Raw genomic sequence first — 21,935 nt, forward strand, 5'->3', positions numbered from 1 at the left:
AATATGCCCTTCCCCTGGCATTGAAGTGTACACACTCCACATAACAGCCTTATTCAGAGTCAGCTGCCTGCGTTGCGGAGGAATCCTCAATCGCCTGAACGGCCTGATTCAATGCCACCAGTCTTCTTTCCAGGAGCGTTCTTTGCGGACTGCCGGCTTTTGACTTGGCGTAACTGCTTTCAACGGACGGGATTAGGCCTTGGAGAACATTGCGGGCCTCTGCCAAATCTTCAGGGGTATATGAATGGGGCTTTTGTTCCCATGCATTTTCTAGCACCGCTAAGCCCGCACTGGCAGCATGGAGCCGTTTCTTTACCAGAGTTATATTTGCGCCGCTTTCGGTCATCTGGCTTAAGGCGTTTTCGAGCTTGCGGACGGTTGATTTCATTGATTTTAAGGATTCCATTTGGTCTGATTTTGACGAAGTAGCAGATTTATCTTCCATATAGATCGAGGCCTCACTTTCCGGTGTTGGGGTATATAAAAAAACCGGCCCCTTCGGGCCGGCTCTTGTTGCCAATGAATATTAAGCTGTTTCCAGAACCGGAAGCAGAATTTCAAATACCTTACCGTGCTGGAGAATCGTCAGACCGCGGGACTTGTCCTTCATTACGACAACCTCCGGCTTCTGGGACATCCGCTCCAGATAGTGTTCAGGCACATCGCCGGAATGGCTGATCGTGATGCCTTCCACTTCCTGCTCTTCATTTTCTTCAAGCGGACTTTCTACTACACGGTCGAAAATATCGGAAAAAGTCTCAAAATTATCGGTATACACAGAAATGCACTTCATCTCTATCCCATCCTCTTCTTCATCTCTAACTTCTTTGTTGCTTCCGCCTCAGTCTTAGTTTTCCTGATTGCTGCGGTTTTCATACGTTTCTTACCTTCCCGGCATACGTCGAGCAGCGGACACACGGGGCATGCCGGATTCTGTGCCTTGCAGTGATAGCGGCCGAAAAAAATCAGCCGGTGATGCGTGAGCGTCCATTCCTCACGGGGCACCGCCTTCATTAGCTTCTTCTCCACTTCCAGCACGGAATCATCCCAGCCGGCAAGCGCCAGCCGCTTGGCCACACGCTCTACATGAGTATCTACAGCGATAGCCGGCACTCCAAATGCATTGGACACCACAACATTGGCTGTCTTACGTCCTACACCAGGTAAGGTAACCAGCTGATCATGAGCCTGCGGTACTTCCCCACCGTACCGCTCAATCAGAATCGAGCACAGATTCTGAATATGCTTGGCTTTGTTGCGGAATAATCCAATGCGCCGGATGTCATTTTCCAGCTCCTCCAGGGGAACGGAAACGTAGTCCAGCGGAGATTGATACTTTTGAAACAGGTCCACTGTCACTTTGTTTACTGTTGCGTCCGTACATTGGGCTGATAACAAAACGGCAATCGTTAGCTCGAAGGCATTCTTGTGGTTCAGCTCACAATGCGCATCAGGAAACAAGTCCCCGATAGTATCCAGAATGTGGCGGACTTCTGCGGCTTTCATAGCGTCCCCTCCACGGAGTATTTACACTCGAAATGAAGATTGCGAGCGTATCCTCTCATAATCTGCAGAAATATAAGGATACATCCGGTGAGAAGCTTACCTTTTCTTATATTTCAAAAAAAACGTCCTGACGCAGTCAGTCTATCCTCTGCGTCAAGACGGTGTTTCACACGGAAATCCACCATAACATTATTGTTTCACAATTTCAACCACAACGTCATTATTAAAATACAATATAATATTATCATTTTCTTTGAGAGATTGCACGGATAAAGTCGTGTCACCTTGATGAATATATACATTTGGCGCGAGTGTATAGCGGTATGGATCGTTCAGACTGGTACGTTTAACCTGAAGCTCATTGGTCGCTGCATCCACCCGCGAGAATACTTTGCTGAGCTGGGTCAGTACACGGATCAGAACTACACCATCCGCATCCTTACGCACTTCCACCCGGTCGGCAGTTGTCACATTGCTTAGAGAAGTTGTCGTAACACCGTCACGAACAACTCTTACACCACTGCCGGCCGTAAAGGTCTGCGAAGTCCCTGTGTAATCCTTGACAGTCAGCGTCCCTGCCACAGCATCAACCGCAGCTACCTGACCGCTGCTTAGCTTAACCGCCTGAATGGAGATGGGGGAGCTTCCGTCAAACTTCACGTTGATAAAGCCGCCTACCTTCAGGTCACTGATTGTGATGTTCTGTCCGGCCTCATTGGTCATCGGAACAGTCAGTGTATACAGCTCGCTGGTACCGCCGGACCATTTTACACCCAGCTTGTTTGCAGTACTGTTAAGAGTGGTAATCTCAAGCTGCATGCCAGTTTGCACACGCAGCACCGAGATGACGTCCTGACTTCCGGAAAGCACTGCTGTAACCTGGCTGTTAATTGCTACATCAGCTAGTGTGGCCGATGCTCTGCCGAAATAATCAATGCTCTGCGGATAAGGCAGCGTCAGTGACTGGCCGTTGGCCAGCTTCAGTACAAGCATCCGGGTGGTGGCGTTCACTGATGCAAGCGTACCGCTATATTTGGTTGTACTTTCTATAGACAAAGCACGGTCACCCACTGCATTCACATCCACCTTGCGGCCTTCGGTCAGTCTGGCGGCAATGCCGGCCAGCGTGGGAGCCGTAACTCCGTCATAAGCAAGCTTGGTGCTGGCATTCAGCTGTACTACATGAGCTTTGCTGCTGCTGTCCGTAAAGGTAAGCAGCTGGGTTTTGGCATTATAAGCGACCACCGTTGCACCGCTGAATTGTTCGATCTGACGGCTGGTCACTTCAATTTTGGTGACCTGATCGCTGCTGTTCAGTGTCAGCTGGACGTTATCCCCTCCGGTAGCATCGGCAATAAGATCTGCTGCGGCCGGACTGGTTACATTAGGTATCACGATAGCCGGCGATGCCGCCAGCAGCTTAACCTCACGTGTACCGTCAGACTTTTTGTACACAATGGTTGAGCCTGTCAGCTCCATAATGTATCCGGAGACTGTCCGTTCTGCTGAAGAGGTTATTTCAACTGCAGTCAGGATATTATTTTTAACCGTGTATTTCACAGCAGAATTGGTCTTAAGATCGGCCGGCTGCAGTACTGCGCTCTGTGAGCTGAACAGTGTGCTGCCATCCTCCCAGTTGAAGGTTTCTACTGTTCCGGCTGTATTCTTGAAGGTGATTTTTTTGCCCGCAATATCAACGCTTTGAACCGTTCCGGCAGCTGTTTTGTTTACAATGCCAGAAGTCACCTGCAGTTTGACCACTTTGCGGGAGCCGCTGTAGGTTTCACGCGTCAGCTTGATTTTGCTGCCGGCCGTCACTGATGCTGCATTAATCACTGCTTCGTTTACATCAACAAATACGGTATTCTCATCGTAGCCGTACTGATCATATCCGGCTGGAGAATCTACCCAGATTACGCCTGGTGTAACCTTGGCAAATGTTCCTTCGACATTCTCAATCTGCTGTACAGGATTAGTTGACTCTACATAAACGGCGTTGTAGGTTGCACCGATAACGGTAACTTTAGTATAAGGCTGAATATCATTCAGGCTGATCCTTGCTTCGGAGGCACTTGTAAAATAGGCGGTTGACGCACTCAGGTTATACGTAGCATTAGTCCCGTTGCTAAACAGTGTAAGTTTGCCGTCCTTTAAAGCGCTGATTGTACCGGAAACGGTATTGTCATACTGCAGTGAATTATGCGCTTCTGCCCGGCTGAAAAAAGTCGCCAGCTGTGCGCGGGTTACTGCACCCTGAGGATCAAAGCGGTTACCGTCCAGCCCGTTTGCAAGCCCCAAATCTACTGCGGCATTGATGTAACCGCGCTTGTTGGCAGAGACCTTGGCATCATCGGCAAATCCCGTAGGCTCACTTGCTGCTGCAGCTGCCTCAGAGTTTTTACCCAGTGCACGGATTAGCAGCTCAGCCACCCATTCCCGGGAAGCCTTGCGCTCCCCCCAGGAGGTTTTGAGATTATCCGCAGCCATTTCTACTGTTTTGTCCAGCAAACCTGACTGGAAGGCAAGCACAACGTAAGGCCTATAATAGTTATTGACCTGAAAATTCGACGGCAGGACAACATCTGTTGTTGTATCCGCATTATTTTGCAGCTTCATAAACCGCAGAGCCATCAGGACAGCTTCCTGCTGGGTAACGGAATCTCCCGGACGGAACAGCCCGTTGTTGCCGACCACAATCCCTTGTGAAGCCAGCTTGTAGATATGTTTTTCGGCCCAGAAGCCAGCCTTCACATCGCTGAAAATGCTGCCAGCCGCTGCTGCGGTTTGCGTTGTTGTCGACGAAGTCGTGGTCGGGGCAGCCGCAGTATCCGCAAACGCCGCACCTGCTCCGCCAAACGCGATGGCGCCGGCCAGAACGGCGGAAGCCGCCTGGGCAGAATAAGCTCTAAGAGTATGTTTTGATCTTTTTTGACCGGACAATGCGTTATTCCCCTCTCTGTATCCCAAATATGATTCCGTTAGTGATTCGCCGGCCTGTGCCTGGTTTCCTGCACCGGAGGTTACAGGCCGCTGTTCTCTCTTGTCAGGGGATGCTCCAGATCGACATGTCCCATCAGACTTTCCACCTGCTCACCGTCAACCAGAAGCTCAACCGCCTTCACATCTTCGAATTGGAAGAATGTCTTGGCCAGGGCACTGATCGCCATCGCTTCGCCGCCGGCGCCCAGCTGCGCTTCATCCGGCTTATGGATATCCAGGGTGACCTGACCGTCCTTGAACTCAAGCGATTTCAGCTCCATGCCGCCCCATAGCGACACCTGCTCGGCATTGCTGCTGGTCTGCAGCGCCTTGAAGCTTTCGGTATATTTCTCTGTATCATTTGCAAAGCTGATTGTTGCGGCTCCGGTAACCAGATCCATCTGCTGAGGGTCCGTGTAATATACCTCGATGCTCTGGCTCTGCTTCTGCGGCTGTGCCGGTTCAGCGGTTGCAGCCGGAGTCGGGCTTGGTTCCGCCTGAGGAGCAGTAGACGGCGTAACGATTTCTCCGCCGCTGTTGTCAGCTCCGTTATCCGGCGTTTCTCCGGCGTTCCCTCCAGCTCCGCTTACCGCTGCAGTGTTGTTCTGCGCCGCATCGGCAGCCGGAGCCGCAGTCGGTTTATCCCCGCAGCCGGCAATAAGCATCAGAAGCACAGCCGAGACTGCTGTTAACGTTAATTTTTTGTTCATCAACATTACCCCCTATAGATGAATATGGGCAGACCGGGCGGCAAAGCCCGATCAGTCCGCCACTTCTGAGGCCAGACTGGACTTTGCGGCCCTAATCTGCCGCGTGGCTGCTATTTCAATCCCAGATACTCTTTGATTCCGCTGACTATACCTGCTGCTACCTTATCCTGTAAGCTCTCTGAGAAAAGCAGTGATTCATCGCCTTTGTTGCTGAGATAGCCTACTTCAAGGAGGACTGCAGGCATTTTGGTTTCGCGGATAACATGGAAATTCCCGTAGCGGACACCGCGGTTACTCAGGCCGGTGGCCTGCACAAGATATTTGTGCATCACGTTTGCCAGCGCTTTGCTGGACTCCCGCTGGTAATACGTTTCCGTTCCGCTTGCAGCCGATGAGCTGCTGCTGTTCGCATGCACGGAAATAAACAGATCCGCATTCAGATTGTTGGCCATCGCCGCCCGGTCCTTCAATTCAAGGAAGGTATCATCGCTGCGGGTCAGTACAACGTCAATGTTATTTTCTTTTTTGAGCAGCTCCGCTGCTTTCAGTACAATAGCCAGATTAAAATTCTTTTCGTATTTGCCCGTCACTCCGACAGCCCCTGAATCTTTGGCTCCGTGTCCGGCATCCAGTACAATCAGCTTCCGGCCGTTGTTGCCCGGCTGGGTTGACGGATTGTCAGTGCTGACTGCATTCAGATCCACAACAACCAGTCTCGAGGTTTCACCTGACACCTCAACGGAATAATTCTTGTGGCTGGTTGTATCAATGACGAAGCGGACAGTATAAGGACTGGTACTGTAGAGTGAATAGCGTACTGCAGTAACGTCAGGATAACCCGTTACGGTTAGGCTGCCGTTAAGGTTCGGATCAAGAATCTGACCGGTTCCGAAAATATCGGAAAAGGTGGCGTTCTCAATGTCAATGATGATCCTGTCGGGCCCGCTTGCCCTGGATACCTTAGGTACCGCATTTCCTTCCATGGCAATGGACAACCGGTTCTCATTGAAACTGATGCCGTTTACCATTGTCAGGTTCTTAGCCGGCTCTGCCGGAGGTACAACTACGGTTGACCCGCCGTCAGCGGCTCCACCCTCTGAGCCCGTGTTATTTCCGCCGGATTCCGGGGTAATAAGAGTTACAATCTTCTGATCGTTGTCCCAGCTGACAGTCAGCCCAAACTGTTCGCTGACAAACCGGATAGGCACCAGTGTAGTCCCGTTCCGGTTCAGAGGCGCATTGGTAAGCACTACGGTTTTGTCATTTACGGAAGCAGCAGTCTGATCTACAACCAGCTTCATTGTAGTACCTGTCTGCCCGATCGTCACCGTCTTGCTGGCCTGATCCCAGTCGACCTTGTAGCCGAGGTTTTCGGAGATCATTCTCAGCGGCACCATTACGGAGCCGCCCACATTCTCGACCGGAGCACTCTGACCTGCAGTCAGTTCCTTCCCGTCGAGAAAAATCTTGTTGTTCGCGGCAGCAGCCTGTCCATGCTCCGGCAACACCAGTACAAAGAGCATCAGCAACAGCGTAAAAGCAAATTTCTTCATCTTTCACCTCTAAGAATCTAGTATTCCGCCAGATAATGGCGTTCGTGATGACCTGGCTACTGACAACCTTCGACATTGGTTAGACGCCTGTACAGCTCAAAAGTTGCGAATTAATTCCAGAAAACATCCGCTTCCTCCGCATTTCCTCAGCCTCTTTATCCGTTACAATCCGAGATATTCATAGATTCCGGCCACAATTTCCCTTGCCAGATTGTTTTGCAGCGTTTCAGTGAACATTGCCGTTTCATTGCCGGGATTAGTCAGGTACCCGACCTCGAGCAGTACTGCCGGCATGCTAGTCTCCCGGGTCACGTGGAGACTCTTGCTCCGGACACCGTTATCCTTAAAGCCGGTCCCTGCTACCAGATGCTTATGTAAAATCTGGGCCAGCGGCAGACTCTCACTTCTTGAATAATAGGTTTCACTGCCGTTAACCTTATCCCGGTTGGGGTAGGTTACATCCAGTGAATTACCATGAAACGAAATGAACAGATTGGCTTTGGCAGCCTCGGCAATATTAACCCTGTCCTGCAGACCAAGGGTCTGATCGGTCGTACGTGTGTACACGATCTCAACCTTGCCGTCCTGGGCAAGCAGGGCACCGACTTTATTGGCTACCGCAAAATTAACATCCTTCTCGAGCTTGCCGTTAGGGCTCACTGCCCCCGGCTGCTTGCCGCCGTGTCCGGCATCCAGTACGACAACCGGTTTGCCAGAGCTCCCTGCGCCGGCTGCAGGAGTGCCTCCGCTGTTTGCTGTGTTGAGATCAATCGTTACAAGCCCTGTACTGCTGTCTGTGCTCAGCTGATACGGCTGGCTGCCCACGGTCTGGATCACAAAACGGACGGTAGAGGGGCTCGTGCTGAACAGCGCATATCTTACCTCCGTAACCAGCGGATATCCTGTGACATCAAGCTTGCCCTGCGGCGTACCGTTCGGTGCAACGCTTGGCAGACTGCCCACAAAATCAGGGGCAAAGGATGCGCCTGCAAAATCAACGATGATCCGGTCAGGACCGCTGAGTCTGGATACAGCAGGCTTGGCGCCTCCTGCCGCAGCTACAATCAGCCGGTTCTCACTGAACACCGCTCCCAGCACCTGAGGCGTGGTAGCCACAGTACCGGCACTTCCGGGAACAGGAGTAGATTGAGGACCGTTAACCCCGCCCGCAATGTCATCGTCCTGGCCTGTTACCGCTGTTGGAGAGGGTGCTGCCGTTGGTGAGGCGGCAGGCTGAGGTGTTGCCGTTGCAGCAGGCTGAGGTGTTGCAGTAGCTGCCGGGAGCGGGTCAACGGAAGGCGCAGTACCGCTTGTCTGCCCGCCGCTCAGATACACGGTCTTGTCGCTGTTATCCCAGCCGACCTTGAGCCCGAACTGCTCGCTTACAAAACGGATCGGCACAAGCACGGTTCCTCCGTTCTGCTTGGGTGCCGCATTTAGTGACAAGGTTACACCGTCAGCTTCAGCAGTCTTACTTCCCACCGCCAGCTGAACAGTCTTTCCGTCCTGCTGAACCGTTACTTTCTTCGTCTTTTGTTCCCACAGCACCTCAAAGCCCAGGTTCTCAACTACTACCCGGATAGGAATCATAACGCTTCCATTTACGTTTTCAAGGCTGATTCCCTGGGGCAGCGCAAGCTCCTGATTGTCCATCACAATCCGGCCGGCACCTTGTCCGGCGGCTGCAGCTTCCCTGCCGGCAAATGCCAGCAGCAGCAGCGGCAGCAGCAATAGCAATAACACCCGTTGTCCGGCTCTTCTCATCCCGTACTCTCCCTTTTTGGAAAATAATAGTTACTACGATAATACACAGATAAGCTATAGACGACAGAAATCCCCAAAAGTTGCCTGTGCAGGCAATGAATATATCGATTATAGCAAAAAAACTTCTATCTCCGGTACACGGAAATAGAAGTTTTGTGTAAAATTTGTAAAGTTAACGGATTATGCTGTCCTTATCTGGCGAAAAGCTTGGCACCATGGCGTTCTTCATAGGCAGCGATTTCGTCGGCGTGCTTAAGGGTCAGTCCGATGTCATCCAGACCCTGCAGCAGGAACTGGCGGCGGTGCTCATCCAGCTCAAAGCTGATGCTCAGCCCGTAATCATCGCTCAGCGTTTTATTTTCCAGATCTACATTCAGCTTATACCCCTCATGCTCAGCTGTACGGTTAAAGAGATCATCAACCTGAGTCTCAGACAGCTTGATCGGCAGGATACCGTTCTTGAAGCAGTTATTGTAGAAAATGTCGGCATAGGAAGGTGCAATTACCACTCTGAAGCCGTAGTCCATAATCGCCCATGGAGCGTGCTCCCGGGAGGAGCCGCAGCCAAAGTTGGCCCGGGAGATCAGCACAGATGCGCCTTCGTAACGCGGCTTGTTCATCTCAAAAGCAGGATTGTCATTTCCCGCCTCGTCAAAACGCCATTCATAGAACAGGAATTGTCCGAACCCGGTCCGTTCGATCCGCTTCAGGAACTGCTTAGGGATAATAGCATCTGTATCAACATTTACCCGGTCAACCGGGGCAACGATTCCGTTTAATTGTTTAAAAGCTTCCATAGTGTTATTTCCTCCCGCTCTCTCTCAAAGTTTCTATGCGTTGACGGCTTCCGTCTTGTAATTCCAGTCACGGACATCAGTAAACCGGCCTTTGATGGCAGCGGCAGCCGCCATTGCCGGGGATACCAGATGCGTGCGTCCGCCGCGTCCCTGGCGTCCTTCAAAGTTACGGTTAGAGGTCGAGGCACAGCGCTGTCCAGGCTGCAGAACGTCAGGGTTCATCGCCAGGCACATACTGCAGCCTGCTTCACGCCACTCAAAGCCTGCTTCGGTGAATACTTTGTCAAGACCTTCCTTCTCCGCCTGCATTTTAACGCGTCCGGAGCCCGGAACTACAATCGCAGTAACTTTGTCGGATACCTTGTGGCCTCTGGCTACCTGTGCAGCAGCGCGCAGGTCCTCAATCCGGCCGTTGGTGCAGGAGCCGATAAACACATAGTCGATGCCGATTTCGGACATCGGGGTGCCTGGAGTCAAATCCATATATTCAAGCGCTTTTTCAGCAGCTTTACGTTCATTTTCAGTAGTGAAATCCGAAGGATTAGGCACGCTTGAGCTGATGTCTGTCCCCATACCCGGGCTTGTGCCCCAGGTTACCTGCGGGATCAATGTCTCAACATCGAACTCAACAACAGTGTCATATTGTGCGCCTTCATCGCTCACCAGTGTTCTCCAGGAAGCAACAGCAGCGTCAAAAGCTTCACCCTGCGGTACATATTCACGGCCGCGCAGATATTCAAAGGTAGTATCGTCCGGAGCAATCAGACCTGCTCTCGCCCCGCCCTCGATCGACATGTTGCAGACCGTCATCCGTTCTTCCATCGACAGCTCGCGGATCGCTTCGCCGGTGTACTCAATAACATATCCGGTTGCAAAGTCCGTGCCGTATTTGGCGATAACACCGAGAATCATATCCTTAGCGGTTACGCCCGGATTGCGCTTGCCGGTAAAGCGGACTTCCATTGTTTTGGCTTTGGACTGCTGCAGGCACTGGGTCGCGAGCACATGCTCAACTTCACTTGTACCGATCCCGAAGGCCAGTGCGCCGAAAGCGCCGTGTGTGGAGGTATGGCTGTCGCCGCATACAATCGTTTTGCCCGGGTGGGTCAGACCGATTTCCGGTCCCATAACGTGTACGACCCCTTGGTCGATGTCATTCAGGTCAAACAGTCTGACTCCGAAATCGCGGCAGTTCTGCGACAGGGTGTCGATCTGCTGTTTGGAAATCGGATCCGTAATATTGAAACGGTCCTTGGTCGGAACGTTGTGGTCCATTGTTGCAAAAGTAAGCTCCGGACGGCGTACCTTGCGGCCACTCAGGCGGAGTCCTTCAAAAGCCTGCGGGGAAGTAACCTCGTGCACCAGATGCAGATCGATATAAATGATACTAGGTTTGCCTTCCTCAGAATGAATAACGTGATTGTCCCAGATTTTCTCAAACATTGTCTTGTTGCTCATGATTTCACCTCATTAGTAGAATCGTTCATTGGAAGAGAGTGTGGAGTCTCTCTTGAATGTTCTAAATATAACATCGCCGTGTTTATAATTCCAAGATATGATTTCTATAAAAGTAATAGCCTGCGCTTATAAGCAGTATTATTGGGGTATGTATTTTTGAATCCACTCCGAAATCTGATAAAATCATTTTCAAAAATACTAGACTTAGGGGAGAGAGTAATGAAAAAACCATTTTACAAGCGCTGGCTGTTCTGGCTAGTAGTAGTTGTGCTGGGCAGTATCATCGGACAGATTGCGGCAAGAAATGAAACGGCAGACCAGGCAGCTCCTGCCGCTACACAGGGAGTACAGGAAACGGCTGCACCCGCTGCAGATACTCCTGCTGCTGAACCCACGGCCGGCAATCCGTCCGTAAGCTGGGAATCGGCTATCGGACAGATTGCCCAATCGGATACAGAGCCTACCCAAAAGGCTGACGCTGTGGAAGTTTTGGCCAAGGCCTACTCCTCTTCTCCCGAAGAACTGACGGACTTTGAATCACAAGTGGTTGAGGAGTACAATGCCGGCAATTATCTGGCTCATATGGAGGACGCCGAGTACATGCTGACCAATCTCTTCAAAGCTGTTGTAGTTGAGGGCAGGCATACTGACGGGGAGCCGATTAAGGATTTCGCTTCCGCGTTCTATCAAAACACCAAGAATTCTTTCCTCGGCGTTGAGGCTGTTGACAGTGATTCTGTTAAAGCTAATGAAGCGCAGATGGATAAGGCTCTGGCCGAAATGAAATAAGAGCCCCGTTCGGGGTTCTCTTGCTTCTCTAGCTCCCAGGGCTATATTAAAATGACCTCTTATAGGCTATACTTATAAGTATTATAAGCAAACAAGGGGTACGATTATGGAATTAAGACAATTGCAGTACGCGCTGCAAATCGCAGCGGAGCGCAACTTCTCGCGTGCCGCAGAGAAATTGCATGTAGCCCAGCCTTCGCTCAGCCAGCAGCTGTCCAAGCTGGAAAAGGAACTCGGGGTAATGCTGTTCCAGCGTAATACGAGTTCAGTTGAGCTGACGCATGCCGGCGAACGGTTCGTCGAGCAGGCGGAATCGATTATAGCTGCCGTGGAGCTGCTGCGACAGGAGATGTCGGATATATCACAACTGCGCACCGGCCGTGTGGTTGTCGGCAGTATGCCGATTACCGGTGCCCATCTTCTTCCTCATGTCCTGCCGGTGTTTAAGCAGAACTATGCGGATATTGAAATTTCGCTGCTTGAGGATTCCTCTATGAACCTGGAAAAGCTGACCGCCGGCGGTCAGACGGACTTAAGCCTGCTCTCCCTTCCGCTGGAAATTCCGACACTGGCCTATGAGGTGCTCGGGGAGGAGCGGATCGACCTGGCCGTACCGCCGGACCATCCGCTGGCCTCTCGCAAGGCTGAAGGCCTCCGGACTACACTAGAGGAACTGAAGGACGAGCCCTTTATTGTACTCAAAGAAGGCCAGGGCTTCCGCAAAATGACGATGGAGCTCTGCCGGGAAGCCGGCTTTGAGCCGAAGATTGTTTTTCAGAGCAACAATATGGAGACCATTCAGTCCCTCGTTGCCACAGGTATGGGGGTTACCCTGGTACCTCATTTTATCGCCCGTGCCCCCCGAAGTGAATTCGTTCCCGTCTTTCTGCCGCTGGCTGAGCCGGTGCCGAGCCGTACACTGGTTATCGCCTATCGGAGGGGACGCTATCTTTCCAAAGCAGCCGAGGTATTTATTGAAACCTTCAAGGATACGGTAGCCAGTCTGGCGGAAGCCTGAATCTGTATTACACCCGCATAAAAAGGCTCCCGGGAGTTCGCTGGTCAGCGGAATTCCGGGAGCCTCTTCTATATTCTCTACCTAATCATCGTTGACAATGATCATCAGACACGCTGTTCATACAGCCTTATCACATCTGGCGGTTATGCTGAGTGATCATCCGGTTCTGGTTGTCCGGCAGGCGGGTCGTGCTCTCATTGACCGGTCCTTTGGTTCTGGTGTCTGCAGCACGCTCTTCAACAAAATCACGGATCGTCTGATTCTGAAATTCCGCTGCCTCTTTGGCATTTTCAGTCTGTTCCTGCGCGATTACCTTGTCTTTACTCAAGTGGATGCACCTCCTGGTAACAGATTATAAGTAAATTACCCGTTCCCCCCGCGCGTAAACATCTCATTTCACTGCAGCTTCAGCGCATAAAAATATTCCTGCAAACTCCCTTTGCAAACCGTACACCGCCATGGTATTCTATTTGTCAAATAGTGAAACGTGCAGACGGGACCAGTAAGAAATGTCTCTATCCGTGAGCAGAGAGTAAATTCCGGAAGGCTGAGAGAATTTACCGCGGTTGTTATTTCTGAATCCTACCCCCGAGCGGCCTGCTGCCTGCAGGACGGATACTCCCGTTATGAGAATGAAGTCGGATGTTCCCTCATCAATGAAGGTGGTACCGCGGAAGTTAACATGCTTTCGTCCTTTGCTTAGTCTTAGGATGGGGGCTTTTTGTCGTTTTCAAGTCTGAAATTCTGAAAGGGAAGTGAAGATAAAGTGGCCACACGTATTGTAGTCAAAATCGGCAGCAGCTCGCTGACCGGCCCTGAAGGCGGCTTAAACCGCGAGGCTGTAGCCTTCTTCGCAGCTGAGCTTGCCGCTCTGCGCCAGGACGGATGTGAAGTACTGCTGGTAACCTCCGGGGCCGTAGCCGCAGGATTCCGCGGCATCGGTTATCCGTCCAGGCCAAAGCTGCTGCATGAGAAGCAGGCTGCAGCTGCTGTCGGGCAGGTAATGCTGATGCAGGCTTATCAGGAGGCTTTTGCCCATCACGGACTGCCGACCGCCCAAATTCTGCTGACCCGCACGGACTTCTGCAGCCGCCGGGCGATGAATAACGCGATGATGACGGTCGAGGAGCTGCTAAGACAGGGTGCCGTCCCGGTATTTAACGAAAATGATACAGTATCGGTCGACGAGCTGAAATTCGGGGATAATGATACACTGTCAGCACTGGTTGCCAATCTTTTGAAGGCCTCGCGCCTCCTGGTGCTGACCGATATGGACGGGTTGTACAGCGGAGACCCGCGGAAGAATCCCGAAGCAGTCCGCTTCAGCCGGGTGGAGGAGATTACGCCGGAAATCTATGCCTACGCAGGTGGTGCCGGCTCGAGTGTCGGAACAGGCGGAATGCGTTCCAAAATTGATGCCGCCAAAATTGCAACCCGCGGCGGGGTTCCGGTCTTTATCGGCCGCGCCTCTGAACCCGGAGATTTGCGCCTGGCTGCAGCAGGCACGGGGAAAGGCACTTATTTTGACACTACCCTCGCCTCCCTGCCGGTCAAAAAACAGTGGCTCGGCTTTATGTCAACACCGCTCGGCTCGCTTTATGTCGATGACGGAGCGGTTGAAGCCCTGCTCCATGGTGGACACAGTCTGCTGCCGGTAGGTGTCAAACGGATCGAGGGCAGCTTCCACTCCGGTGATGTCGTTGAGGTCCTTGGACCAGATGCAACCTTGCTGGGCCGGGGGATCGTCAACTACGATGATACCCAGCTCCGCAGCATTCAAGGCCTGCCGAGCCGGGAGATCGTTCCCAAGCTTGGTGAAGTTCACCGGCTTGAAGTCATCCACCGTGATGAATGGATCACGCTGCGCTAACAGATAAGGCAATTAACATACACTACCTTTCAGGGGGGAACAATATGAGTGAAGTGATTAATAAGGCCACATTAGCCAAAGAGACTACAGGAGTTCTAGCAAGCTTAACCACCGGCCAGAAAAATGAAGCATTGCTTGTCATGGCTGATGCTTTGCGTCAGGAGGCTCAGTCCATTATCGCCGCCAACGCCGAAGACCTGGAGCGCGGGCGTAAGGCCGGTACGCCGGAATCCATGCTCGACCGCCTTGCATTGGATGTCAGCCGGATCGGCGCAATCGCTGAAGGCTTGCAGCAGATTGCCGTCCTGCCTGATCCTATAGGAGATACACTCGAACAATTTGAGCGTCCCAACGGCCTGTCTATCGAAAAAATCCGCGTCCCGCTCGGAGTGATCGGCATTATATATGAAGCCCGTCCGAACGTAACGGTGGATGCCGCCGGCCTTTGCCTGAAGACAGGCAACGCCGTGGTTCTTCGCGGCGGCTCCTCTGCTCTCTCCTCCAACCGCAAAATCGTTGAAGTGCTGCACACGGCGCTGGCCAAAACGTCCATTCCGCCTGCAGCCCTCCAGCTGATTGAAGATCCTAACCGTTCTTCTGTTGACGAGATGCTTAAGCTGAATGGCCTGCTGGATGTAATCATCCCGCGCGGTGGCAGCTCACTGATCCAGAATGTTGTCATGAACGCCACAGTGCCTGTAATTGAAACAGGTGCAGGCATATGCCATACTTATCTGGATGCAGGCTGTCAGCCTGAAATGGCCGAACGGATCAGCGTTAACGCCAAAGCCCAGCGCCCGTCTGTCTGCAACTCCATGGAAACCTTGCTTGTCAGCCGTGAATATGCCGCCCGGCATCTGCCGGCGCTGGCTGAAGCCTTCCGCAAGGTTAATGTTGAGCTGCGCGGCTGCCCGGAAACGGTAGCCCTGATTCCTTGGGCGGTACCGGTAACCGCTGAGGATTATGCAACCGAATATAATGACTACATTCTTAATGTCCGTATCGTCGGCGGGCTGGATGAAGCGCTGCGTCATATCGCTGAATACAGCACCAAGCATTCGGAATGCATTGTTACCGAAAATGCCGGGCATGCCGCACGTTTCCTGCAGGAGGTAGATGCTGCAGCAGTGTATCATAATGCATCCACCCGGTTCACCGACGGATTCGAATTCGGCTTTGGCGCCGAAATCGGCATCAGCACCCAGAAGCTGCATGCCCGCGGGCCCATGGGTCTGCCTGCACTGACTTCCTGCAAATATATCATCCGCGGAACCGGACAAATCCGGGGATAACGGAGATGCTTACGAAGAGAGTTTTGTACGCGGATCATACAGTGAGGTTAAGCTCACAAAACTTTTAGGGGGACTCATAACATGTGTCAGCAACCATCCGTTCCACTTATTAAGGAACATATCGTATTCTACGGGGCAGGCTCGATGGCGGAAGCCATTGTGCGGGGCATGATTGCCCGCAATGTTATTGCATCCGACAGCATCACCATGCTCAACCGCAGCAGCAGCGAACGTCTGGCCGAACTGCGCAGCCGTTATGGCGTGCAGGGCAGCAATGACCCGCAGCAAAAAACGGAAATCCTGAAGAATGCCCAGGTTATCGTCCTGGCAATGAAACCGAAGGATGCTGCTGAAGCGCTGCGCGGGCTGGCTCCGCTGCTCCAGCCGGACCAGCTTATCGTCTCCGTTATTGCGGGTCTTACAATCCGCACCATCCAGGGTCTGCTCGGCACGCCGCAGCCGGTGATCCGCACCATGCCGAACACCTCAAGCACAATCGGACTCGGCGCAACAGGCATCGCCTTCTCCAAGGAAGTCGGCGAGGACGGCCGGCGTCTGGCACTAAATATCTTCGAATCGGTGGGCATCACTTCCGTTATCGAAGAGGAACGGATGGAGATTCTGACCGGTATCTCCGGCAGCGGACCGGCCTACATCTATTACATGATGGAAGCGATGACTGCTGCGGGCATCCGCGGCGGATTAACAGCTGAGCAGAGCTCAGAGCTGACCGTGCAGAGCGTACTGGGAGCTGCCCGGATGGTACAGCAGACCGGAGAGGATCCGGCATCCCTGCGCAAAAAGGTCACTTCGCCAAACGGCTCCACCCAGGCAGCGATCGAAGCGCTGGACAAGGGCGACTTCTTCGAAACGGTCATCGCCGCAGTGAACCGCTGCGCCGAACGCTCCCGTGAGATGGGGGCAGCCGTGGAAAAAGAGCTGTTTAAGAACCAGTAAGCTCCTGGATGATTCTGAACAGCTGATCTAAGTCCATAAAACGCTATTTGTCAGACAATTCTATCAGTCAGCGGAACACCAGCCAACTCCGCTGCGCCTGCAATAACTCCTCCGTCAGCATCCGATAAGGATTACTGACGGGGGAGTTTCTATTAGTTGCCCTGCCTGTATTGAAATCAAATCATACAAGCGGACCTGTGAGCGGCTCGTCCAGGATCAGAAGGAAACGGGCCTCTTTTGATGAGTGATTTTTGATGTACATCCGATATTCTCCGTCTGACGGCACCGTAATCTTGATCTCCCCTGTCCCGTCCGGAATCACCTCACTGTACACTTGGTCGCTGGAGACAGACATAATGCCGACTTCAAGCTTATTTGCCTGCTCCGATTCGACTTTAATCGTTACCACATCGCCTTGTTCCTTGTTCATAATTGCAAAGCTGGTATCCCCCTCTGCCCCCATGCTAACTGATAATTCCTTACCGTCATTGGTGCCCGATATTTCTGCCACGACATTCACTTTTTCTTCTGGCTGCTGCATTGCAGGGGGTTGAGTCTGACTGGACACCTTTGATGCATTATCCACAATAAGCTGCTCTTGCACGAATTCTGAGTCTCCTGCTGAAAGTGTAATAACGATTGCTGCGATGCCGGATACTATAGCTGCAGCCGCCAAAGAAATAGCTATACCTTTTATCCGCATTAATGCTCCTCCATATCAATAACAAAAATTTTCTGCTAGAGACAGCAAATATACTCATCCACTCCATACTACAACAGTCAAATTTTACCTGATACCACTTTTCGCTGCAATCTTTGCCATCTGACCTCCAATCTGCCACTCCCCCGTCAACTCTTACTTTCCCATTTAGCCAATGCGGCCATCACCACACCACACCTTACTCTGAACTGAGGAGGCACGTACAAAAGCAAAAAAAGCCTGCCGCGCTTGGTTGCCCAAGGCAGCAGACTTTTCATCATTCAGGCCATCATCTTCCGCCGTTGCGGAATTTCTGGTTATAGTTCTTGACGTCCTGGGCATTCTTCACCCGGTTGCGTGACCATTCCAGCAGGATTCGGTCAATGTAGCGGAAATGAACCTTGCCGGCAAATACTGACTCTTTCAGCGCCAGCAGAATAAGCTCCTCCGGATACCGGTCCTGATCGACCCAGCCGGAAATGGTCTCACACTCCATCGGCGACAGCGGCCGGCCAAATTCCTTCTCGAAGATGCTGAACAGATTGCGGCTCTCCGCTTCCACAGCTACTGTAGCAGCAGGACTTGCGGCAATCCGCGTTGTAGCATGACCGGAATGATTAGATCCGGCAGATCTGCCCTCAGCAGCCTCTTGAGCAACTTCAGCCAGAACAGCACCCAGCTTGTTGAACAATCCTGTAAAATTGTACTGCTCGTAATGAAAATCCCTAAGCTCGTCATTGGTTCCGTCAATGCTGATAAAGCCTTCCTTCATCAGCTTCTGCAGCTCTCCGGCAATTACGGAAATGCTCCGGCCGGTCACAGTTTGCAGATCCTCCAGCGACGGAAAATCAATGCCCTCCACCTGCCGGAAAGACAGCAGGTGGATGAGGAGCATCGCTTCGTCGCCGCTGAGATTCAGCTTCCGGTAATATTTTAAGAGTGCATAAGGAATGACGGCCATCCCGTGCTGAAGACCAAATGCTGCGCCCTCACCCCAGGTATTCCATCCTTTGCCGTCCATACTTCTGCCCCTTTCACTTTATTTAAGGGTATAGACGGTACAGTGTACGCGGGAACGGAATCGTTTCACGCACATGATCCAGACCGCAGATCCAGGCTACTGTGCGCTCAAGTCCCAGACCGAAGCCGGAGTGAGGCACGGAACCGTAGGTACGCAGGTCCATATACCACTTGTAAGTATCCATGGAAAGATTATGCTCTTTGAAGCGCTGTTCCAGTAGTAACGGATCGTCGATACGCTGCGAACCGCCGATGATTTCACCGTAGCCCTCAGGCGCGATCATATCCGCGCATAGCACAACCTCTGGACGTTCAGGGTGCGGCTTCATATAGAATGCCTTGAATGACGCCGGATAATGCGTAATAAACACAGGCTTGTCGTTAGCTTCAGCAATCGCAGTTTCATGCGGTGCACCGAAGTCGTCGCCCCAGGCAATTTCATGGCCGTTATCATTCAGGAACTTGATCGCATCATCATAGGTGATCCGCGGGAACGGTGCTTTGATGTTCTCCAGCTTGGAGACATCGCGGCCTACCGCTTCAAGCTCAGCGCGGCAGTTCGTCAGGACGGATTGCACGATAAAGCTGATGAAGTTCTCCTGTACTACAAGGCTCTCTTCATGATCAGTGAAGGCCATTTCCGGCTCGATCATCCAGAACTCAATCAAATGGCGGCGGGTCTTGGATTTCTCTGCACGGAAGGTAGGACCAAAGGAATACACCTTGCCAAGCGCCATAGCTGCAGCTTCCATATACAGCTGGCCGCTTTGTGTCAGGTAGGCATCCTCATCGAAATATTTCGTATGGAACAGGTTGGTGGTTCCTTCAGCCGAGGTTGGTGTCAGGATCGGCGGGTCCACCTTGGTAAAGTCATTTTCGTTAAAGAACTGCTGGATCGCACGGATAATTTCCGCACGGATCACGAGTACCGCACGCTGCTTCGAGGAACGCAGCCAGAGGTGACGGTGATCCATCAGGAAGTCAACGCCATGCTCTTTAGGGGTAATCGGATAATTCTCAGTGAGATGCAGCACTTCGATTCCGGTAACTGTCATTTCATATCCGGACTGGCTGCGCGGCTCTTCACGGATAATGCCCGTTACGTACAATGAGCTTTCCTGGGTGAGGCTCTTGGCATCGTCCCATACCTGCTCAGGCACTTCCGATTTCACCACAACGCCCTGGATATAACCTGTACCATCCCGAAGCTGCAGGAATTGAATTTTACCGCTGGAGCGCTTATTGTTCACCCAACAGCCGATGACAACACTCTCTCCGACATGCTCATTCACATTCTTGATCACACTTTTGTTAGCCATGCCTAAGATCTCTCCTCTAATTTAGCCGTTAATTCCTTGCACCAGGCGATAGGTATCGCGGGCAATGACAAGCTCTTCGTTTGTCGGAACCACCAGCACCTGCACCTTGGAATCAGCTGTGGAGATGCGGCGCGGATCACCCGAACGGACCTTGTTAGCCTCAGCATCAAGCTCGATGCCCAGGAACGTCAGATTGTTCAGTACCCTTTCACGCAGCAGTGAGGCATTCTCGCCGACACCCGCTGTGAAGACGATAATATCCACACCGTTCATAGCTGCTGCATAGGAACCGATGTATTTGCGCAGACGGTATTCATACATTTCAAAAGCAAGCGTAGAATTGGGCTCGCCCTTCTCTGCTCCGTCGATAATGTCGCGCATGTCGCTGCTCACGCCGGAAATAGCCAGCAGACCGCTGTGCTTGTTCAGCATGGAGTTCACTTCGCCGACAGACAGCTCTTCCTTGTTCATTACATAAGGAACGATAGCCGGATCGAGGTCACCGCTGCGTGTACCCATCATCAGGCCTTCCAGCGGGGTCATCCCCATGGAAGTGTCAACGGATACACCGCCCTGAACCGCAGTTACGCTCGCACCGTTACCGATGTGACAGGTAATGATCTTCAGATCTTCCAGCGGACGGTCCAGATACTCGGCAGCAGCTTTGCTTACGAAGTCATGGGAAGTACCGTGCGCGCCGTAGCGGCGGACTTTGTATTTGTTGTACAGCACTCTTGGAATGGCGTACATATAAGCTTTTTCCGGCATAGTCTGGTGGAATGCAGTGTCAAAAATAACAGCCTGCGGTACACCCGGCATATTGATTTCAGTTGCTGTAATCCCCATTACTGCAGCAGGGTTGTGCAGCGGTGCAAGGTCAAACAGCTGGCGGATTTTGGACTTGGCGTCGCCGTCCACCAGGGCGGATTCCTTGAAGTACTCACCGCCGTGCACGACACGGTGGCCTACAGCATTGATTTCTTCAATAGAGCTGATTACACCATGCTCGCTGTCAGTCAGGCAGGCAAGCACTTTGCGGATTGCGGTGTTGTGCTCCAGAATTTCGCTGACTTCAGTTACATCTTGTTTGCCGGTCGGCTTATGGGTCAGAATGGAGGAATCCATCCCGATGCGCTCTACCAGACCTTTGGCCAGAACAGACTCATCAGTCATATTGTACAGCTGATATTTCAAAGAAGAACTGCCGGAGTTAATTACTAGAACGTTCATACACGGTCACCATCCTTGTCATACTTGAAGAAGCCTTCGCCCGATTTAGCACCCAGTTGTCCTGCACGCACCATTTTCTTAAGAATCGTGGATGGACGGTATTTCAGCTCTCCATATTCACGGAACATGTTCTCAAGTGCGGCAAGTACGGAATCCAGGCCGAAACGGTCAGCCATTTCAAGCGGCCCGTGCTGGAACTGGTAACCGATACGCATTGCGTCATCGATATCCTCAGGTGAAGCAACACCTTCCTGCAGGACGTGCATAGCTTCGTTAATGAACAGGCAAATTAGGCGTGAAGTTACAAATCCCGGGGATTCATAAATCATTACGCCCTTCTTCTCAACGATTTCATCAACAAAGGTTTTGGTATCTTCAAAAGTGCTGTCAGAGGTTTTCAGACCGCGCACGATTTCGACAAGATCCACCTTGCCGACAGGATGTATGAAATGCATGCCAATAACGCGTTCAGGATACATTGTAGAGCTGGCAAGCTCAGTCAAGCTTAGTGTAGAAGTGTTGCTGGCCAGAATAATGTGGCTTGGACACACCTGGTCAAGCTGGTTGAACACTTTTTGCTTATCTTCAAGATCTTCAGTAATGGTTTCGATGACCATATCGCAGGAGCTGAGCTCAGCGAAGTGTGTCACTTTCTGGATACGGCTCAGAATCAGCTTCTTCTCAGCCTGGGTAATTGCCCATTTCTCCAATTGCTTATCGAGATTTGTCTCGATCATCTCATAGGAGTAGTCCAGTCTTTCTGCGTTTTTCTCCACCAGTAATACATCCAGGCCTTTGGCTGCCAGCATTTCGGCAATCCCTTGTCCCATTGTGCCACCGCCGATGACACCAATCTTTTTAAACTTCATGTAAAAGCCTCCATCCTTTCAGGTATCTATACTTTTGTATTGTACCTTGTCTGTCGAAAAAAATATGTAGCACGACATATAATAATATCTTAGCATGTCTCAAA

The 21,935-nt window shown here is 51.9% G+C and carries 20 protein-coding genes; 5 read left to right on the plus strand and 15 right to left on the minus strand.

Annotation, left to right across the window (positions count from 1 at the left end; genetic code table 11):
• Positions 1-49: 49 nt before the first annotated feature.
• From AC4G46_RS20955 to leuC, 9 genes are all read right to left on the minus strand, one after another.
• Positions 50-445 carry a hypothetical protein gene (locus tag AC4G46_RS20955; RefSeq protein ID WP_491128945.1) on the minus strand — a complete coding sequence of 132 codons (396 nt, stop codon included), beginning with the start codon at positions 443-445 and terminating at the stop codon, positions 50-52.
• Positions 446-526: 81 nt separating this feature from the next.
• A complete protein-coding gene (locus AC4G46_RS20960; protein ID WP_042178089.1) occupies positions 527-793 on the minus strand; it encodes a hypothetical protein in 267 nt (88 codons plus the stop codon).
• A 2-nt stretch (positions 794-795) separates the two neighbouring features.
• Complete coding sequence (gene nth, locus AC4G46_RS20965; RefSeq protein ID WP_491124414.1) at positions 796-1,506, minus strand: endonuclease III; 711 nt, start codon at positions 1,504-1,506, stop codon at positions 796-798.
• A 189-nt stretch (positions 1,507-1,695) separates the two neighbouring features.
• Positions 1,696-4,446 carry an S-layer homology domain-containing protein gene (locus tag AC4G46_RS20970; protein ID WP_491124415.1) on the minus strand — a complete coding sequence of 917 codons (2,751 nt, stop codon included), beginning with the start codon at positions 4,444-4,446 and terminating at the stop codon, positions 1,696-1,698.
• Between the two features lie 80 nt (positions 4,447-4,526).
• A complete protein-coding gene (locus tag AC4G46_RS20975) occupies positions 4,527-5,195 on the minus strand; it encodes a GerMN domain-containing protein (protein WP_491124416.1) in 669 nt (222 codons plus the stop codon).
• 110 nt (positions 5,196-5,305) lie between these two features.
• Complete coding sequence (locus AC4G46_RS20980; protein WP_491124417.1) at positions 5,306-6,748, minus strand: N-acetylmuramoyl-L-alanine amidase family protein; 1,443 nt, start codon at positions 6,746-6,748, stop codon at positions 5,306-5,308.
• A gap of 162 nt (positions 6,749-6,910) precedes the next feature.
• Complete coding sequence (locus AC4G46_RS20985; RefSeq protein WP_491124418.1) at positions 6,911-8,512, minus strand: N-acetylmuramoyl-L-alanine amidase family protein; 1,602 nt, start codon at positions 8,510-8,512, stop codon at positions 6,911-6,913.
• Positions 8,513-8,703: 191 nt separating this feature from the next.
• Positions 8,704-9,309 carry a 3-isopropylmalate dehydratase small subunit gene (leuD, locus tag AC4G46_RS20990; RefSeq protein WP_491124419.1) on the minus strand — a complete coding sequence of 202 codons (606 nt, stop codon included), beginning with the start codon at positions 9,307-9,309 and terminating at the stop codon, positions 8,704-8,706.
• Between the two features lie 33 nt (positions 9,310-9,342).
• A complete protein-coding gene (gene leuC / locus AC4G46_RS20995) occupies positions 9,343-10,767 on the minus strand; it encodes a 3-isopropylmalate dehydratase large subunit (RefSeq protein ID WP_491124420.1) in 1,425 nt (474 codons plus the stop codon).
• A 219-nt stretch (positions 10,768-10,986) separates the two neighbouring features.
• On the opposite strand from leuC, the gene AC4G46_RS21000 reads away from it, so the two are divergent.
• A complete protein-coding gene (locus tag AC4G46_RS21000; protein ID WP_491124421.1) occupies positions 10,987-11,556 on the plus strand; it encodes a hypothetical protein in 570 nt (189 codons plus the stop codon).
• A gap of 106 nt (positions 11,557-11,662) precedes the next feature.
• The gene (locus AC4G46_RS21005; protein WP_491124422.1) at positions 11,663-12,574 is read left to right on the plus strand and encodes a LysR family transcriptional regulator; all 912 of its coding nucleotides are present in this window, start codon (positions 11,663-11,665) and stop codon (positions 12,572-12,574) included.
• 130 nt (positions 12,575-12,704) lie between these two features.
• On the opposite strand, the gene AC4G46_RS21010 is transcribed toward AC4G46_RS21005, so the two are convergent.
• A complete protein-coding gene (locus tag AC4G46_RS21010) occupies positions 12,705-12,902 on the minus strand; it encodes a hypothetical protein (RefSeq protein ID WP_491124423.1) in 198 nt (65 codons plus the stop codon).
• Positions 12,903-13,340: 438 nt separating this feature from the next.
• Here AC4G46_RS21010 and proB point away from each other — a divergent pair, with 438 nt between their 5' ends.
• The 3 genes from proB to proC all read left to right on the plus strand — a co-directional run bounded on the left by proB (position 13,341) and on the right by proC (position 16,693).
• Positions 13,341-14,444: a glutamate 5-kinase gene (gene proB / locus AC4G46_RS21015; protein WP_491124424.1), complete on the plus strand. Its 1,104-nt coding sequence runs from the start codon at positions 13,341-13,343 to the stop codon at positions 14,442-14,444.
• A 44-nt stretch (positions 14,445-14,488) separates the two neighbouring features.
• On the plus strand, positions 14,489-15,736 hold the full coding sequence (locus tag AC4G46_RS21020; protein ID WP_491124425.1) for a glutamate-5-semialdehyde dehydrogenase: 1,248 nt from the start codon (positions 14,489-14,491) through the stop codon (positions 15,734-15,736).
• A gap of 81 nt (positions 15,737-15,817) precedes the next feature.
• A complete protein-coding gene (gene proC / locus AC4G46_RS21025; RefSeq protein ID WP_491124426.1) occupies positions 15,818-16,693 on the plus strand; it encodes a pyrroline-5-carboxylate reductase in 876 nt (291 codons plus the stop codon).
• Positions 16,694-16,874: 181 nt separating this feature from the next.
• Here proC and AC4G46_RS21030 read toward each other — a convergent pair whose 3' ends face one another.
• The 5 genes from AC4G46_RS21030 to AC4G46_RS21050 all read right to left on the minus strand — a co-directional run bounded on the left by AC4G46_RS21030 (position 16,875) and on the right by AC4G46_RS21050 (position 21,831).
• The gene (locus AC4G46_RS21030; RefSeq protein WP_491124427.1) at positions 16,875-17,396 is read right to left on the minus strand and encodes a hypothetical protein; all 522 of its coding nucleotides are present in this window, start codon (positions 17,394-17,396) and stop codon (positions 16,875-16,877) included.
• Positions 17,397-17,682: 286 nt separating this feature from the next.
• Positions 17,683-18,414: a DnaD domain protein gene (locus AC4G46_RS21035; protein ID WP_491124428.1), complete on the minus strand. Its 732-nt coding sequence runs from the start codon at positions 18,412-18,414 to the stop codon at positions 17,683-17,685.
• 22 nt (positions 18,415-18,436) lie between these two features.
• Positions 18,437-19,732, minus strand: a complete 1,296-nt coding sequence (gene asnS / locus AC4G46_RS21040; protein WP_491124429.1) for an asparagine--tRNA ligase — start codon at positions 19,730-19,732, stop codon at positions 18,437-18,439.
• A gap of 21 nt (positions 19,733-19,753) precedes the next feature.
• On the minus strand, positions 19,754-20,962 hold the full coding sequence (locus tag AC4G46_RS21045) for an acetate/propionate family kinase (protein ID WP_491124430.1): 1,209 nt from the start codon (positions 20,960-20,962) through the stop codon (positions 19,754-19,756).
• Positions 20,959-21,831, minus strand: coding sequence for a 3-hydroxyacyl-CoA dehydrogenase family protein (locus AC4G46_RS21050; protein WP_068728657.1), 873 nt, complete (start codon positions 21,829-21,831; stop codon positions 20,959-20,961). Before AC4G46_RS21050 ends, AC4G46_RS21045 begins: the two co-directional genes overlap by 4 nt.
• Positions 21,832-21,935 lie beyond the last annotated feature (104 nt).

The sequence above is a fragment of the Paenibacillus sp. fava2 genome (assembly GCF_058313675.1).

Bases quoted from the DNA above. Each gene is read 5' to 3' on its own strand.
- AC4G46_RS20955 (WP_491128945.1), bottom strand. From the start codon at position 445: ATGGAAGATAAATCTGCTACTTCGTCAAAATCAGACCAAATGGAATCC.
- AC4G46_RS20960 (WP_042178089.1), bottom strand. From the start codon at position 793: ATGAAGTGCATTTCTGTGTATACCGATAATTTTGAGACTTTTTCCGAT.
- nth (WP_491124414.1), bottom strand. From the start codon at position 1,506: ATGAAAGCCGCAGAAGTCCGCCACATTCTGGATACTATCGGGGACTTG.
- AC4G46_RS20975 (WP_491124416.1), bottom strand. From the start codon at position 5,195: ATGAACAAAAAATTAACGTTAACAGCAGTCTCGGCTGTGCTTCTGATG.
- AC4G46_RS20980 (WP_491124417.1), bottom strand. From the start codon at position 6,748: ATGAAGAAATTTGCTTTTACGCTGTTGCTGATGCTCTTTGTACTGGTG.
- AC4G46_RS20985 (WP_491124418.1), bottom strand. From the start codon at position 8,512: ATGAGAAGAGCCGGACAACGGGTGTTATTGCTATTGCTGCTGCCGCTG.
- leuD (WP_491124419.1), bottom strand. From the start codon at position 9,309: ATGGAAGCTTTTAAACAATTAAACGGAATCGTTGCCCCGGTTGACCGG.
- leuC (WP_491124420.1), bottom strand. From the start codon at position 10,767: ATGAGCAACAAGACAATGTTTGAGAAAATCTGGGACAATCACGTTATT.
- AC4G46_RS21000 (WP_491124421.1), top strand. From the start codon at position 10,987: ATGAAAAAACCATTTTACAAGCGCTGGCTGTTCTGGCTAGTAGTAGTT.
- AC4G46_RS21005 (WP_491124422.1), top strand. From the start codon at position 11,663: ATGGAATTAAGACAATTGCAGTACGCGCTGCAAATCGCAGCGGAGCGC.
- AC4G46_RS21020 (WP_491124425.1), top strand. From the start codon at position 14,489: ATGAGTGAAGTGATTAATAAGGCCACATTAGCCAAAGAGACTACAGGA.
- proC (WP_491124426.1), top strand. From the start codon at position 15,818: ATGTGTCAGCAACCATCCGTTCCACTTATTAAGGAACATATCGTATTC.
- AC4G46_RS21030 (WP_491124427.1), bottom strand. From the start codon at position 17,396: ATGCGGATAAAAGGTATAGCTATTTCTTTGGCGGCTGCAGCTATAGTA.
- AC4G46_RS21035 (WP_491124428.1), bottom strand. From the start codon at position 18,414: ATGGACGGCAAAGGATGGAATACCTGGGGTGAGGGCGCAGCATTTGGT.
- asnS (WP_491124429.1), bottom strand. From the start codon at position 19,732: ATGGCTAACAAAAGTGTGATCAAGAATGTGAATGAGCATGTCGGAGAG.
- AC4G46_RS21045 (WP_491124430.1), bottom strand. From the start codon at position 20,962: ATGAACGTTCTAGTAATTAACTCCGGCAGTTCTTCTTTGAAATATCAG.
- AC4G46_RS21050 (WP_068728657.1), bottom strand. From the start codon at position 21,831: ATGAAGTTTAAAAAGATTGGTGTCATCGGCGGTGGCACAATGGGACAA.